Source organism: Mesorhizobium sp. M0340 (assembly GCF_040321535.1).
GTDB lineage: Bacteria > Pseudomonadota > Alphaproteobacteria > Rhizobiales > Rhizobiaceae > Mesorhizobium.
In genome coordinates this window covers 307,210-321,163 of the sequence record NZ_JAMYRR010000005.1, presented here as the reverse complement: position 1 = coordinate 321,163, position 13,954 = coordinate 307,210, and the positions used below count along the sequence as shown (strand labels likewise).

Below are 13,954 nucleotides of genomic sequence, written 5' to 3'. Positions count from 1 at the left end.
TACCGCCATAACTTCGTACTGAATATCAGGAAGTTTTTCACGTGATGTCCCAAATATCAGGATTATTGCTATGCGACGCGTGACATTCGATCTCGACGTTCTGCGCAGCTTCGTTGCCGGCATGGAGCTGGGCAGCTTCGCCAAGGCCGCCGACCGGCTCGGCCGCTCGACCTCGGCAATCAGTGCGCAATTAAAGAAGCTGGAGGAGCAGGCGGCGACGCCGATCTTCCGCAAATCTGGGCGTGGCCTGGCGCTGACGGACGCGGGCGAGACCATGCTCGGCTACGCGCGCCGGCTGATCGAGCTCAATGACGAGGCCGCGTCCGCCATCCACGATGTCGAACTGGAGGGTTGGGTGCGGCTTGGGCTACAGGAGGATTTCGGCGAGGCGGTGCTGCCGGAGGTGCTCGGGCGCTTCGCCCGCGCCCATCCCAAGGTCAAGATCGAGGCCAGGATCGCGCGCAGCCATGAGCTTGCCGAAAGGATCATTTCGGGCAGCCTCGATATCGCGCTTGCCTGGCACAATGGCGCGACGCTGCCCTACAGCCGGCATGTCGCCGACGTCCAGATGCGCTGGATCGGCCCGGCAAAACAGATCGAGACCTGCCTGCGCGATGGCGAGCCGTTGCCGCTGGTGGCGCTCGAAGCGCCGTGCCTGCTGCGCAGCGTGGCGACCGAGACGCTGGACCGCGCCGGCCTGGCATGGCGGATGGCCTTCTCCAGCCCGAGCCTTGGCGGCATCTGGGCAGCCGTCGCCGCCGGGCTCGGACTGACGATCCGCACCGATATCGGCCTGCCGGCCAGCGTCAGGGCGATGACGCCGGAGATCGCCGGGCTTCCCGCCTTGCCCAAGATGGCGCTGTTCCTGCATCGCAAGGAGGCCGAGCCCGATCCGATAGCGGCGCGGCTTGGCGACATCCTGCTGCAGGCGGCGCTGGAAGCGTTGCCGGGAAGTGGCGACGCGGATGGTCTGAGGAAAGCGGCTTAGCGCAGACGAGCCGAAAGGGCCGCGGGCGCTCCATAACTTAGTCGGTCGAAGAAGCAGTAATGCTGGCGATCCCTCGCGCCCCTCTGTCCTGCCGGATATCTCCCCCTCGAGGGCCGCACGAGGGGGAGGTTGGCAGCTTCGCCGTCCCACCCGTCTTTCGGCGTCGGAGATTGGCTAAAAGCGGAGGGAACGGCCAATCTCCCCCGGCCGGCCAACAGGTGTTCCAGGTGCGCAAGCGATGCGGATCGGCGCGCCGGGCATGTCGAAAGCCGCCTCTATGCTACCAACATGCTTACCTAACGCCCGTCATCGGCGAGCGGTCTCTTGTTTCAATGAGGTTTTTCGGTGACGTGCTGGTCCGGTTCAGGGGATAATTCCCCGAGGGCCCCGGCGTAGCTGAATCTGGCGGGTACCGCAGCATTTCTTGAACTTCATACCTGAACCGCAAGGACATTGATCATTGCCGCCGCGCTGCAGCCGGCCGACCAGGGGCAGCAGCGCCGCGGAAGGCAGGAGCGCTGCCACAAGGGCAGCCAACTTGCCCGAGATTCCCGGTACGACGAGGCGACGACCGGATTTGAACGCTCGCCACGCCTGTTCGGCCACATACTTCGGATCCACCTTGGGCAAGATGTTGAAGAGCACCGTCTGATTGGCGCCTGATCTTGCGAGAAACTCCGTGGACACCGGGCCTGGTGCAACGCATGTGACCGTCACACCGGTTCGGCGCAATTCCTGGTGAAGCGCCTCTGAGAAGAAGCGCACGAAAGCTTTGCTAGCGAAGTACAGAGCCATATAAGGCCCGGGAACGAACCCGGCCACGGAACTGAGATTGAGCACCCCGCCCCGTCGGCGCGCCACCATTCCCGGCAGAAAATGAAGGGTCAGTTCTGTGAGAGAATGTATATTGAGATCGATGATGCCGAGTTGACCATCAATAGGCAGCGCCGTCGTCGCGCCCCGCAGGCCATAGCCGGCGCTGTTGACCAGGACATCACAGACCAGGCCGTGTGCGGACAGAAAGCCCTCCAGGCGCGTTGGCGCATCGCCTGCCACGAGATCCAACTCGAGCGTGAATGCCTCGCCGCCCGCCTCCCTAACCTCAGACGCCGCGGCGGCCAAACCCTCAGGCGAGCGGGCAACCAGCACAACCGCACCGCGCTCCCTTGCAGCGACGCTCGCAATTGCCCGGCCAATTCCACCCGAGCCGCCAATCACGACGATAGCTGGCCGGAATTCACAGTGCGAAATCACGTCGCGTTCCTCTGTCTTGCAGGAGCGGAAACACCTTGACCGAGCAGCACCACTTCATTGGCGACAGTGCCGTTCAGAATCTTTTCGAATCTCTCCAGTGCTCGTGCGACGTTCGCTCCATCCATGACCCGGTGATCGTAGTGGATGCGGACATTCACCGATCCGTCTTTGCCGATCGGACCGTAGTTTAGAAGGGTGGTCAGTGGTGTCAGCGGGTTGAGTGATTCCGCACCGAGACCAGAATAGACGGACAGTTGGAAGGTACCGAAGTAATTTGCCCTTTGCCGGGCGATGTTCAACCCTAGCCACATAAGCAGCCACCTGACTGGCGCGGGCGCACCTGCCATCCGCAAGGCACGCCGAAACTCCGGGACCTCCTGGATCGGCCGTGATCGAGCCGCGTGGATGGATCGCTCAAGTTCCGTGATGGAGTAGCGCTCCGGGCATTTGATGCAGCTCAGCAGAACGGCCGGCTCGCCATCATATTCGCGCTCGTGGGCAATCGAGGCTACGCTTGCCGGATACTCGTAAAGCTGCGGCCAGGGCAACTTGACATAGGCGCGCCGCAACTCCGGGGTCTCTAGGGCAAGAAGCGCATACCCTTTCAGGAAGATCGCGGTCCACGAGGGCCTGGTCTGCTGCGCCATTCTAGCCCTTACGAGTGGGCCGAGATTCATCTGACGCTGCACCGCGACCCGTGGCACGCCGATCGAAAACCTCATCAGGTCGCCAACAAGGCGCCGGGGCGCGGAAAGCTTGAGGGCTCGGCCTCGCATAAAACGACCTCTAATAAAGATAAGGGAATATTCGCTTGGTCCTTTCCATATAGACACGGTATTGCGAGCCTAAATTCTCCAGCATCATACGCTCTTCCTTATCCACTCTCAGCAGGAAAAGGACTGCGAAACCAACCAAACCCGATATGCCCGCAACCCAGTTCGGCAGCAGAAAGAGCTGGCCGAGCCCCATAAGCAGGAAAGAGGTGTACATAGGGTGACGGACCAAGGCGTATGGCCCGGCGCTGACCAGTTCATGCCGTTCGCGAATCTCGAGCGTAATCGACCAGTTACGGCCAAGTTCCTTGTGGGATAAGCGAAAAATCCACAGCGCTGAGCAGAAGATGATGGTTCCGAGCGCCACCGACCACACGCTGGCCGGATGATCAGCCGCTGCGGGGATGCCGGTGGCGACATAGAAGCCAGGCAGGATCGCCAGGCCAAGGAGAGCCGATGCAAGCCCGACGGTGTCGGAACTTGAGCGGCCGCCAGCTACTATTCGCACGCGCCTTGCCCGGCGCTCGAAGGGATACCGGATCACGTACCAAGCGACGATGCCGATCACCCATATGATCTCGCCAAGTGAGGCTAAAGCAATGGTCACTTCAGGTCACCAGCGCCCTTTCTGCGATCGCGACTGTAGCAGCTGCCCCTGAGTATGGCCACTTCACCCATCGCCTCGATTTCGTCACCGGCCTACCTTCAGGCGCAGCGATCCTCTCCGAGTTAGTCCGCACACGCGAAAGCCGGAGGGGCAGTACCGATCGCATTCGGTCCCATTCATCCCTCGAATCTTGGTTATGTATTCATCTCCCGAAGCTCGGTTATGAATTGTTGCGGCCGGAGCTGAATGGCGGGAGTCTTATATCCCATGGAATGAGCGATGTCCGCCACGAAGCCGTTGCAGTTCAAGACCGTCGCCTGCCAGACATGCGAGCTCGCCTGCAGCTTGCGGATGTAGGCAACGACTTTGTCGTATTCGGCCCGGGTCAATATGATTCGCCAGCTTGCGGATCTGTATGGTTCTTCCAGATCACCGTCGCTCCACCCGGTTTCGGCTGGCACCGGCACGATATGGCCCAGAACATAGGGAACCGCACTGTTCGAAGCCGGGTGAAGGCCCGCGACTTGGGGATCGATCATTCTCCCGGCCCGGTCCAGGCGCCCAAAAACTGCGTAGGTGTGGCCGTAGCTTAGGGCGTAGCGGGAGCGGAACTCGATGAAGTACCGCTCGTCGTTTTTTTTAGGCGCAGCTCCGCCATCGGCATAAGATACGAAATTCGGCTGGGGCGGCAGGTCTTTCGTCTGACATGCCGCTGCCGGGAGGGCCACCAACGCCACAAGCAAGAGACGGCTACTTACAAGCGTCATCGCCGCGTCCATTCCCGAACTTCACAATGCACAGACCTAATAACGGCCTATGCCCGCCAACCGCGCCGTACGCTATGAAGCCGGCCAAAGCCCCGGCTGCGTATGTATGGGGAAGGGCTTGGCACCCCTTCCCCATACAAGCCGGTCCTTACTTAATCACTGGTTCCTCTACCGGAGCGGGTGCCGGAGCCTTACCCTTTCCTTTGCCGATCCAGTCGTTCGCGCAGCCGCTCAGGCTGGCAACGGCGAGCACAGCAACCATTGCAACCAATATCCTGTTCATCAAGCAATCCTTTCCCCGGGGGCGGAATAGCCTATAGAATCGCCACAACTAAAACGATATGCAGCCCCACCAAGTTAGCTGCGATCTACACCAACGCCTAGTGCAGAAATGACACAGTTGGCATCCAGTTGCCGGCGGCACCTTTGCGGTGACGTGCTGGCAGGGTTCACCATCCAACGGAGATCAGGCCTGCCCACCATCAAACAACCACCACCGTCGTGCCCAACGGAGTACGGTCATAGAGGTCAATGACGTCGTCATTTATCATACGGATGCACCCGTTCGATACCGCTGTGCCTATCGTCCATGGCTCGTTTGTACCATGTATCCGGAAGTGGGTGTCGCGCCCGTCTTGATAGAGATAAAGGGCACGCGCACCAAGCGGGTTGTTTGGTCCGCCAGGGACCCCCCCTGCATACTTCACCAGGCGCGGCTTGCGCTGCATCATGCTGGCGGTGGGTGTCCACGACGGCCAGTCCGCCTTGCGGCCGACGGTCGCTGTACCCTTGAACGAAAGTCCCTGCTCGCCGACGCCAACGCCGTAGCGCGTCGCCCACCCGTCCGTCTCGACGGCATAGAGAAAGCGTTGCGAAGTATCGACGACGATCGTTCCGGCCGGCTCGTTTCCGTCGTACCGCACATGCTGCCGTCGGTAACGAGGATTCAGGCCAAGCCTTGGTCCGAACGCGGATGAAATCGACGTACATCCGGAGACCATCAGAGCCAGACTACCCAGCACGAGCCCCCGGCGCGCAATGTGGTGTTCTTCCATTTGTACCTGCTAGGAAACTGGTCATCTACCGCCGCCCTCGTCTCTACCATTCCAAGGCCTGCGCGCCAAGTCTCGCTGTGTGGTGGCAAAATGAATTCACAGGATTGACAAGCGAATTGGAGCGAAACTTCTTGCGATAACAGTCTGCCTCTGTTCGGTTATGTCAAAATTGGCATAGGACAGAGACGATGAAGCCTGACTTCCATGGTAAAGTCGCGATTGTGACCGGCGCAGGCTCCGGAATAGGGGCGGCTGTTTCACGGCAACTCGCGCAAGAAGGAGCCGAGATTGTTGTCGCCGACCTTGATGCCGAGGCCGCGCACTGCAGAGCCGCCGAAATAAGCTCGCAAGGCGGCAGGGCCTACGACTTTGCGGTAGATGTCACGGATGCGGCAGCCGTGGAAAGGCTGATCGAGTTCACTGTCCAGAAATGCGGCGGACTGGATATGGCGGTAAACAATGCAGGTATCGACGGCATTCGAAAAGCCACGGCAGACTATCCGCTCGACAACTGGCACAAGCTGATAAACGTCAATCTAAATGGCGTTTTCTACAGCATGAAGTACGAAATCGCCGCGATGCTGGATCGAGGCGGAGGCGCCATCGTGAACATGTCCTCCGTTCTCGGTTCCGTCGGCTTGCCAACTGCGTCCGCTTACACTGCAGCGAAACACGGGGTCGTTGGATTAACCAAGGTTGCGGCGATTGAATATGCGAGGATGGGCATCCGGATCAATGTCGTCGGCCCCGGCTGGATCGAAACGCCTCTTTTATCGGAGCAAATGGAGGCATTAGCCAGCCGGCGCATGGCAGGTCTTCAGCCGATGGGCAGGCGCGGGAAACCGGAAGAGGTGGCGGCTCTTGTATGCTTCCTCTTGTCCGACCAGGCCAGCTTTATCACTGGCAGCTACCATCTGGTGGACGGAGCCTACACTGCCCATTAGGTGCAGAGGCTGCCCCCACTCGCGCCGGCCACCCTCAGGGCGATGATGCCGGAGATCGCCGGGGCTGCCCGCACTGCCTGAGATGGCGCTGTTCCCGCATCGCAAGGAAGGCCGAGCCAGACCCGGCGGCGGCGCGACTTGCCAACATCCTGCTGCAGGTGTCGGTGGAATCGCTCTCCCCGAAAATGTGCAGGCGCTGCCCGCGAGCGGCCTGCGGAGCGTAGCCTGATGCTGGCGCCCAGAGGACCCGCAGCTCAGCGGCGCTTCTTCGCCCTGTTGGCGAACGGGTTGTCCGAGGTGCGCAAGGCGATGCGGATCGGCACGCCAGGCATGTCGAAAGCCTCGCGCAGACTGTTCGAGAGATAGCGGAGATAGGATTGCGGCATCGCATCGGGGCGTGAGCAGGAGACGACGAAGCCCGGCGGCCGCGTCTTGGCCTGCGTGACATATTTGATCTTCAGCCGGCGTCCGGCAACCGCGGGTGGCGGATGATGCGCCAGGATGCCTTCCAGCCAGCGGTTGAGCTTGCCGGTCGAGACGCGGCTGTTCCACACTCGATGCGTCCTGATCACAGCATCCATCAGCTTGTCGAGCCCGCGCCCGGTCTCGGCTGACACCGGCACCGCCTGCATGCCGCGCGCCTGCGGAAGAAGCCGCTCGGTTTTTTCGCGCAGCTCGGCCAGCAGCTCCTGGGGATGATCGACAAGGTCCCATTTGTTGAAGGCGATTACCGGGGCACGGCCCTCGCGGATAATCAGGTCGGCGATCTGCAGATCCTGCTTCTCGAAGGGAATAGTCGCATCGAGCACGATGATGACGATCTCGGCAAAGCGGATGGCGCGCAAGCCGTCCTGCACCGACATCACCTCGAGCTTTTCGTGGATCCTGGCCTTGCGGCGCATACCGGCGGTATCGAACAATTTTAGCCGGCGGCCATGCCAGTCCCAGTCGACCGAGATGGAATCGCGAGTGATGCCGGCCTCAGGGCCGGTCAGCAGCCGCTCCTCGCCGATCAGCGCGTTGATCAGCGTCGACTTGCCGGCGTTGGGCCGGCCGACGACGGCGATGCGCATCGGCTTGGTGTCGTCATAGCTCGGCTCGGCGTCCGGGTCGGTGATGTCTTCGCCGATCAGCACCTCGCTGGCGGCGATCTCCTCCTCGCCAGCCTCTTCGTCCTCGCCGAAGGCGCGCGCCTCGCCCAGTGCGGCGATCACCGCATCGCGCAAATCGGGCAGGCCCTGGCCATGTTCGGCCGAGACCGGGATCGGCTCGCCAAGGCCGAGTTCCCAGGCCTCCAGCATGCCGCCTTGGGCGCCGCGCGCCTCGGCCTTGTTGGCCACGACGACAACCGGCTTGCCGGACTTGCGCACGATCTCGGCGAAAGTCTTGTCGTCGGGCATCAGCCCGGACTTGGCGTCGATCGTGAAAAAGATCAGGTCGGCCTCGCGGATGGCGATCTCGGTCTGGGCGCGCATGCGGCCGGGCAGCGTCGAGGCGGCCGCATCCTCGAAACCGGCGGTGTCGATGACGTCGAAATGCAGATCGTAGAGCTTTGCGGCATGGACGCGTCGATCGCGGGTGACGCCGGGCGTATCATCGACAAGCGCCAGCTTCCTTCCCACCAGCCGATTGAAAAGGGTCGATTTGCCGACGTTAGGCCGGCCGATGATGGCGACTTTGAAGGTCATCCGGCCCTACATCTGCCATGCATGTCGTTGTCCCAAAACCGCTGCGCACTTTTGGGCGACATGCATTACGATACACCGCCCGAGCCGCGGATCAGCTCGGACATCAACGTCGCCCGCTCGCGCGTATTGCGCGAGGCGCCGTCGTCCGCGGCGATCTGGTCGAACAGCTTCAAAGCATCCGCCGCCTTGCCTTCCTTCCAGGCGGCAAGGCCAAGCGCCTCGCGCGCCGTATGGCGCAGCGTATTGGTGTCGGCGGTGAGCGCCTCGACGCGGCTGGAGACATCGGCGAAAGAGCCGTGGTCGACCAGCAGCAGCGCTGCCCTGAGCCGGGCCATGTCGCGAATGCCGGAGGGAATCTTGGTGTCGGCGGCGACCTCGTCGAAGTCCTTGACGGCGGCATCGACGTCGCCCTTGTCCGCCTTGACGGTTGCCGCGCGCATACGGGCGAGCAGCGGGTAGGCGCCGTAGCCGTCCTTTTCCAGCGCCTCCAGAGCGGCAAGCGCCTCGTCGTTCTTGCCCTCATTGGCGAGCTTGAGCGCCTGCGAAAAAGCATCGCCCGAGCGGTTGGCGCGGGTCTCGTCCCAATAGCGGTAGCCGACGACGGCAGCGGTGCCCAACACCACCAGTACAGCCAGCACGAGCAAGGCGGGACCGAAACGGTCCCACAGCGCATGCGCCTGGTCGCGACGAATCTCTTCGTTGACTTCGCGGATAAAACTGTCGTCCGACATGGATCAAAACCATTCATGCCCCCGGCCGGGGCGGTTGATGAGCCCGCGTTTTAGCGAAATTTTGCCGGCATGGAAGGGGTTCCGCAGGAAAATCGCCCATTCATGAGGCAGCCGCCGCCACCGGCGGCCGCGCAGGTCGATCGTATCCGTGCCATATTTCGCCGGTAGGCGGTGCTTCTACATTCCTTGATCCGGTCAGATGCCTTTGCCCCGTTTGTCCCGCGTTGTTGCGTTTTCGATTGCCGCGCTTGCTACCGGCGCGGCTTTTGCCGACCCGCCGGCGGCGCCGGCAAAACCGAAGCAGATCGTCATCATCTCGTTCGACAGCGCCCGCGATGTTTCGCAGTGGCAGCGCAGCCGGGCGCTGGCCGCGCGCACCGGTGCGCATTTCACGTATTTTGTCTCCTGCGTGTTCCTGCTGTCACCCGAGACGCGCAAGGAATACGCCGCGCCGGGCAAAACGGCCGGCAAATCGAATATCGGCTTTGCCGCCTCCAAACAGGAAGTTGCCGAGCGGCTCGAGCAGATCAACCTCGCCGCCAGGGAAGGCCACGACATCGGCAGCCATGGCTGCGGTCATTTCGATGGCAAGGACTGGAGCAAGGCCGACTGGCTGAGCGAGTTCGGCTCGTTCAAGCACATTCTCCAAAACGCCTATTCGATCAACGGCATTGCACCCGAACCAAAGGGTTGGCGCGATTTCGCAGGCAGGGCAGTGGTCGGGTTTCGCGCGCCCTACCTGTCGGCAAACAGGGCGCTTTACGAGGCGCTGCCCGCGGCCGGTTTCCTGCTCGACGCAAGCGGCGTTTCCCGTGGGCCGGTCGAGCCGCCGACCGTCAATGGCATCACGCGCTTTTCGCTGCCGCAGATCCCGGAAGGGCCGAACTCAAGGCGCGTGATCGCCATGGACTACAATCTCTATGTCAGGCATTCCGGCGGCTTCGAGCGGCCGAGTATGGCGGAGGAGTTCGCCGACCGGACCTACCACGCCTTTCGCGCCGCCTTCGATGCGCAATACGAGGGCAAGCGCATTCCGCTGGAGCTCGGTTTCCACTTCACGCTGATGAATGACGGCGCCTACTGGAACGCGCTGGAACGCTTTGCCGGCGAGGTCTGCGTCAAGGCCGACGTCGAGTGCATCAGCTTTCGCGACTATGTTTCGCGGCGAGGCGAAAGACAGGCGGCGGTGGGCGGCTGAACCGGAAGCGGTCGCCGCCCGCCATTCTAGCTTACCGGCTGATCTTCAGGGCGCAAGCCGGCTTGCTCACGCTCCAGATAGCGCTGGTCGATGTCCGGAAGCGGTTCGCCATAGATCGTTGCCTCGAAGGCGCGCAGACGCTTGTGCACCGACAGAAGCTCGACAATCGTCGACCATGAATTGACGAGATACTGGAACGAGCTCGTCACCTGACTGAAGGCTGAACTGATCTGGTTGATGAGACCCAGCGTTATGGTTCCCGCGATGATCGATGGCACCATCAAAAAGAGGGCGAATATGTTGTTGGTTTGCAAATAAAGATAGCGAACCACATTAAAATAGACGTAGTGGAAATAGAGGCGAAAGTAGTTTCTGCGCACATTTCCAAACAGTTCTATAACTGTGGGCGGCTGCGCCCGATCTGGATCGTCCTCGCCGTAGACGAGTTCCTTGCGGTATGCCGCTTCGACGCGCTGATTTCTAAACTGCAGACCGGGAAGCTTTATGCCGGCGGTGGCAATGCAGACGGTTCCGAAAATTGCCCAGAAGATCGCAGCCACGACCAGCGGCTGAGGAACGTGACCAATGAACGGCAAAACGGTGATGTGCTTAGAGTAAGCCAACAAGATGGGCATGAAAGCGATCAGGGTCATGATGGAATCGACAAAGCTAGTACCAAGATCTTCCATGATCTGAGAAAACCGCATCGTGTCTTCTTGCACACGCTGGGAAGCTCCTTCAATATGGCGCAGCTTGGGCCAATGCGACATGTAATAATTGTTCATCGCAGTACGCCAGCGGAACACCCAATGGCTGACGAAAAAGTTCGTAATGACGAAAACTGTGACCGCCACCAGAGCGATGCCGAGGAAAGCTAGTACTTGCGCGTAAAGGTCGGATTCTGTCGCTGTTACAGTTTTGCTGAGGATGGCTTGAATGAGGTCCCAGAACGGCCCGTACCAGGCATTAATTGCGACGCTCACCTGCACCTGAAAATAGGTCGTGAACAAGATCAGCGAGGAACCCAGGATTGACCAACGTTCCCAAGGGTGCGGAGAATACCAATGCCAGAAGGCGTAGAAGAGCATTACGCCGAGGGTAAAGTAGATGTAAAACCAAAGGAATGGAGGCGACCAGAACACGGAAACGCCAATGATGGGCGCCGCGTCCGCTGCGAGGGGGGGCAATCCGATCAAGGCGCCTAGCTGGTAGCCGCCGAGAAACCAGACGGCCACCATTACCACGCTCCAGATGGCCGCCGAGGTGAAGAACAGCTTCGGCTGCGGGAAGAAGGATACGAACACTGTGGGGAATCCTCGGTCGATGCGCAAATCAGCGGCGTTCAGCGGGCATAAAGTCACACATTAGTGGGAAAGAAAATGCCCGTGCCAGGTGCCCGGCGCCGAGCAAAACCATAATCATGGCGATTTTGGCGCAGCCGACCAGACGATTGCACCGGAAGCGAGCAGGACGGCGGCAGCAACGATCGAGGCAAGGAAAAAGTCTCCCGAGGCCTGCGCGAGCAGCCCGGCGACGATCGGGCCGATGATCTGGCCAAGGCCGAAGGCGGCCGTCATCACCGCCAGCATCCGGCGTGGTGCCTGCGGGGCAAGCTGCCTGCCGGCCTGCAGGCCAAGCGCGGTAATGGCGATGAAGGTGCCGCCGACAAGAAGGCCGCCGAGCAGCGGCCCGGTGCGTCCGTCCATGACGACACTGGCGCTGACCCCGACCACCTCGACCAGACACCCCAGGGCGTAGGTGGCATAGAGTCCGATCCTGGCCGTAAGCTTCTGCCACAGCCAGACCGAGGGGAACCCGGCAAGGCCGGTAACCATCCAAACCACGGCCTCGAAGACCCGGCCACCGCCGCCCTGGCGGACGATCGCGACCAAGAACGTCGCCGTGACGATGTAGCCGAAGCCGAACAGGCCGTAGGCGACGATGATCTTCACCAGCGAAGGGTTTTTTGGCAACGCCGGCTCGGGCCCGGCAACGCTGTTCGCGGTCGAGGTGCCGCCAGCCAGCAACGCGACGGCGGCAAAGCCGCAGGCCGAAATCACCGCGGACCACAGCCAGCCCGCCGCCCAGCCGGCGTGTTCGGTGACGAGGAGCGCCAACAGCGCCGAAGATGCCGTGATGCCGAGGCCGACACCGCCGAAATACAGCGCCTGCAGGTCGTTTCGCCCCGTCGCGGCGAGATGACCGAAAACGATGCTGGTCATGAAGACCAGCACGAACGCACTGGCGAGGCCGGCAAGGAAGCGTATGAGGAGGAAGGCGGCCATCGTGCCGGTCAGGCCCATCAGCCCGGCGAGTATCGCAGTGGCGGCAAGGCCGGCCAGCATCAGCTGGCGCTCGCGGCCTTGCGCCCAGCCGCCGGTGGCGGCAAGCGCGCCGACGAGGTAGCCGAGATAATTGGCCGATGCGATCCAGCCGGCATCAGCCGGCGACAGGCCGAGCTCGTCCATCATGCCAGGCAGGATCGGCGTATAAACGAAGCGGCCGATGCCCATGGCGACGGCCAGGGCGATCATGCCGGCGATTGCCAGGCGCAAGGGCGAAGCGATGTTCATCGCGGTGCACAATAAGTGCGCCTGCTCGCGAGACAATCCGCCTTTTGTTGGGCCAGAAGGGGTTGCGCAGCCGCGTCGGCGGCTGGCTCGCCTGAGGTGCTTCGTTCAGGAGACTCTGCCGCAGCAGGCCCTCGTCAAGGCCGTCTCATGGCGGGTATGACACGCGGTCAGCCTGAACGGCATGTCGGCGAGTTCGCGTTCCGACATGGTGTCGAGCACCGGATGCGACAGCGGATCGGTCACCCAGCTGGTGGCCTCGCTGTCATGCCGGTGCGGCTGCGCTCCGATCGGGGAAAAGGCGCCGAGCCATGACAAAATCTTCATCAGATTGCCTCCTCATTCTGCGTAACCCACTTAGAATCCGTCATCCTGCAGTGTCTGGCAATTGAGATTTCAGCCGTTCGAGTTTAGAAAAACTGTATGGCTACTTTGAACCGCGTCCATCTCAACGGCTTGCGCGCCGTGGAAACCGTTGCCCGCCTAGGCTCGCTCGCGGCGGCGGCCGGCGAGCTCAACGTTTCGGTCAGCGCCGTCAGCCAGCAGATCAACCGGACAGAAAAGCAGCTCGGCCGGGCGCTGTTCGACCGGACGCCAGCTGGCCTGGTGGCGACCGAATTCGGTGTCGTCTTTACGGCGCGGCTCAGCGCCGGGTTTCGCGAACTCGCACAGGCGGTGGCGCTTGCCGATGAAAGCTCGGAGTGCACGCTGGTGGTTTCGGTGGCGCCGGCGTTCGCCTCGAAATGGCTGCTGCCGCGGCTGTCGCGGCATTTTGCCCGGCATCCGAACGTGCTCCTGCGCATCGATGCCTCGGTGCGGCTTGCCGATCTCGATCGTTCGGACATCGACGTCGCCATCCGGCTCGGCGACGGCAAATGGCCGGGCGGGCGGGCCGAGTTGCTGCTGGCGCAAGAGGTGTTTCCGGTCTGTTCACCGGTGATCGCCAGCAAGCTGAAAACGATCGAGGACCTTGCTTTCACCTGTGCGATCACCGACGAAAGGTCGATGATCAGTTGGGAGAGCTGGTTCGAAGCGGCCGGGGTGGAGCCGGTCACCTTCATGAAAGGCGCGCGCTTCACAGATCCGATGCTGTGCCTGGAATCGGCGATTGCCGGTCACGGCGTCATGCTCGGCTGGCAGTTGCTGGCCGCCGACGCGCTGGCCGACGGCCGCCTCGTTGCGCCGTTCGGCATACGCGCCCAGAGCGGACTCGGCTATTGGCTGGTGACCTCGGCCAGCAAGGGCGAAAGCCGCAAGGTCAGGGATTTCAAGATCTGGGTGCGCGAAGAGATCGAGGCGACGATGGCGCAGTTCAGGTCGCTCGAGAGCGTCAGCTAGACCTGCCGGCGTCATCGGAGTGGAAAGGTCGGTAGCCCCGG

The 13,954-nt window shown here is 61.8% G+C and carries 15 protein-coding genes; 4 read left to right on the top strand and 11 right to left on the bottom strand.

Going from position 1 to position 13,954, the window contains the following annotated elements; translation table 11 throughout:
* Nucleotides 1-70: 70 nt before the first annotated feature.
* On the top strand, nt 71-988 hold the full coding sequence (locus tag NKI79_RS10400; protein ID WP_352801420.1) for a LysR substrate-binding domain-containing protein: 918 nt from the start codon (nt 71-73) through the stop codon (nt 986-988).
* Nucleotides 989-1,351: 363 nt separating this feature from the next.
* Here the strand turns inward: NKI79_RS10400 and NKI79_RS10395 are convergent, their stop codons facing one another.
* From NKI79_RS10395 to NKI79_RS10370, 6 genes are all read right to left on the bottom strand, one after another.
* The gene (locus tag NKI79_RS10395; RefSeq protein WP_352505256.1) at nt 1,352-2,242 is read right to left on the bottom strand and encodes an SDR family NAD(P)-dependent oxidoreductase; all 891 of its coding nucleotides are present in this window, start codon (nt 2,240-2,242) and stop codon (nt 1,352-1,354) included.
* Nucleotides 2,239-3,018, bottom strand: a complete 780-nt coding sequence (locus NKI79_RS10390) for a hypothetical protein (RefSeq protein ID WP_352801461.1) — start codon at nt 3,016-3,018, stop codon at nt 2,239-2,241. The genes NKI79_RS10395 and NKI79_RS10390 overlap by 4 nt, the downstream gene beginning before the upstream one ends.
* A 10-nt stretch (nt 3,019-3,028) precedes the next feature.
* A complete protein-coding gene (locus tag NKI79_RS10385) occupies nt 3,029-3,616 on the bottom strand; it encodes a protein-S-isoprenylcysteine O-methyltransferase (RefSeq protein WP_254820426.1) in 588 nt (195 codons plus the stop codon).
* A 200-nt stretch (nt 3,617-3,816) separates the two neighbouring features.
* Nucleotides 3,817-4,389: a hypothetical protein gene (locus NKI79_RS10380; RefSeq protein ID WP_254820425.1), complete on the bottom strand. Its 573-nt coding sequence runs from the start codon at nt 4,387-4,389 to the stop codon at nt 3,817-3,819.
* Between the two features lie 148 nt (nt 4,390-4,537).
* On the bottom strand, nt 4,538-4,672 hold the full coding sequence (locus NKI79_RS10375) for an ABC transporter (RefSeq protein ID WP_254820414.1): 135 nt from the start codon (nt 4,670-4,672) through the stop codon (nt 4,538-4,540).
* Nucleotides 4,673-4,871: 199 nt separating this feature from the next.
* Nucleotides 4,872-5,444 (bottom strand): L,D-transpeptidase, encoded by a 573-nt coding sequence (locus NKI79_RS10370; RefSeq protein ID WP_352476623.1) that lies wholly within the window; start codon nt 5,442-5,444, stop codon nt 4,872-4,874.
* A 188-nt stretch (nt 5,445-5,632) separates the two neighbouring features.
* Between NKI79_RS10370 and NKI79_RS10365 the strand changes: the two genes are divergently transcribed.
* Entirely contained in the window at nt 5,633-6,388 is a 756-nt protein-coding gene (locus NKI79_RS10365; protein ID WP_254820412.1) for an SDR family NAD(P)-dependent oxidoreductase, read from the top strand.
* A gap of 254 nt (nt 6,389-6,642) precedes the next feature.
* Here the strand turns inward: NKI79_RS10365 and der are convergent, their stop codons facing one another.
* Both der and NKI79_RS10355 read right to left on the bottom strand, forming a co-directional pair.
* Complete coding sequence (der, locus tag NKI79_RS10360; protein ID WP_352801419.1) at nt 6,643-8,076, bottom strand: ribosome biogenesis GTPase Der; 1,434 nt, start codon at nt 8,074-8,076, stop codon at nt 6,643-6,645.
* Between the two features lie 65 nt (nt 8,077-8,141).
* On the bottom strand, nt 8,142-8,807 hold the full coding sequence (locus NKI79_RS10355) for a tetratricopeptide repeat protein (protein ID WP_352801418.1): 666 nt from the start codon (nt 8,805-8,807) through the stop codon (nt 8,142-8,144).
* A gap of 205 nt (nt 8,808-9,012) precedes the next feature.
* Between NKI79_RS10355 and NKI79_RS10350 the strand changes: the two genes are divergently transcribed.
* A complete protein-coding gene (locus NKI79_RS10350) occupies nt 9,013-10,005 on the top strand; it encodes a polysaccharide deacetylase family protein (RefSeq protein ID WP_352801459.1) in 993 nt (330 codons plus the stop codon).
* Between the two features lie 26 nt (nt 10,006-10,031).
* Here NKI79_RS10350 and sbmA read toward each other — a convergent pair whose 3' ends face one another.
* From sbmA to NKI79_RS10335, 3 genes are all read right to left on the bottom strand, one after another.
* Nucleotides 10,032-11,309, bottom strand: coding sequence for a peptide antibiotic transporter SbmA (sbmA, locus tag NKI79_RS10345; protein ID WP_352801417.1), 1,278 nt, complete (start codon nt 11,307-11,309; stop codon nt 10,032-10,034).
* A gap of 114 nt (nt 11,310-11,423) precedes the next feature.
* Nucleotides 11,424-12,578 (bottom strand): YbfB/YjiJ family MFS transporter, encoded by a 1,155-nt coding sequence (locus NKI79_RS10340; protein ID WP_352801416.1) that lies wholly within the window; start codon nt 12,576-12,578, stop codon nt 11,424-11,426.
* Nucleotides 12,579-12,683: 105 nt separating this feature from the next.
* Nucleotides 12,684-12,902 carry a hypothetical protein gene (locus tag NKI79_RS10335; protein ID WP_254820407.1) on the bottom strand — a complete coding sequence of 73 codons (219 nt, stop codon included), beginning with the start codon at nt 12,900-12,902 and terminating at the stop codon, nt 12,684-12,686.
* Between the two features lie 96 nt (nt 12,903-12,998).
* Between NKI79_RS10335 and NKI79_RS10330 the strand changes: the two genes are divergently transcribed.
* On the top strand, nt 12,999-13,913 hold the full coding sequence (locus NKI79_RS10330; protein WP_502909803.1) for a LysR substrate-binding domain-containing protein: 915 nt from the start codon (nt 12,999-13,001) through the stop codon (nt 13,911-13,913).
* The last annotated feature ends 41 nt before the right edge of the window (nt 13,914-13,954 follow it).

What these genes read in the sequence shown, in the direction of transcription:
- NKI79_RS10400 (WP_352801420.1), top strand. Translation starts at nt 71, where the DNA reads ATGCGACGCGTGACATTCGATCTCGACGTTCTGCGCAGCTTCGTTGCC.
- NKI79_RS10340 (WP_352801416.1), bottom strand. Translation starts at nt 12,578, where the DNA reads ATGAACATCGCTTCGCCCTTGCGCCTGGCAATCGCCGGCATGATCGCC.
- NKI79_RS10335 (WP_254820407.1), bottom strand. Translation starts at nt 12,902, where the DNA reads ATGAAGATTTTGTCATGGCTCGGCGCCTTTTCCCCGATCGGAGCGCAG.
- NKI79_RS10330 (WP_502909803.1), top strand. Translation starts at nt 12,999, where the DNA reads ATGGCTACTTTGAACCGCGTCCATCTCAACGGCTTGCGCGCCGTGGAA.
- NKI79_RS10355 (WP_352801418.1), bottom strand. Translation starts at nt 8,807, where the DNA reads ATGTCGGACGACAGTTTTATCCGCGAAGTCAACGAAGAGATTCGTCGC.
- NKI79_RS10375 (WP_254820414.1), bottom strand. Translation starts at nt 4,672, where the DNA reads ATGAACAGGATATTGGTTGCAATGGTTGCTGTGCTCGCCGTTGCCAGC.
- NKI79_RS10390 (WP_352801461.1), bottom strand. Translation starts at nt 3,018, where the DNA reads ATGCGAGGCCGAGCCCTCAAGCTTTCCGCGCCCCGGCGCCTTGTTGGC.
- NKI79_RS10370 (WP_352476623.1), bottom strand. Translation starts at nt 5,444, where the DNA reads ATGGAAGAACACCACATTGCGCGCCGGGGGCTCGTGCTGGGTAGTCTG.
- der (WP_352801419.1), bottom strand. Translation starts at nt 8,076, where the DNA reads ATGACCTTCAAAGTCGCCATCATCGGCCGGCCTAACGTCGGCAAATCG.
- NKI79_RS10380 (WP_254820425.1), bottom strand. Translation starts at nt 4,389, where the DNA reads ATGACGCTTGTAAGTAGCCGTCTCTTGCTTGTGGCGTTGGTGGCCCTC.
- NKI79_RS10365 (WP_254820412.1), top strand. Translation starts at nt 5,633, where the DNA reads ATGAAGCCTGACTTCCATGGTAAAGTCGCGATTGTGACCGGCGCAGGC.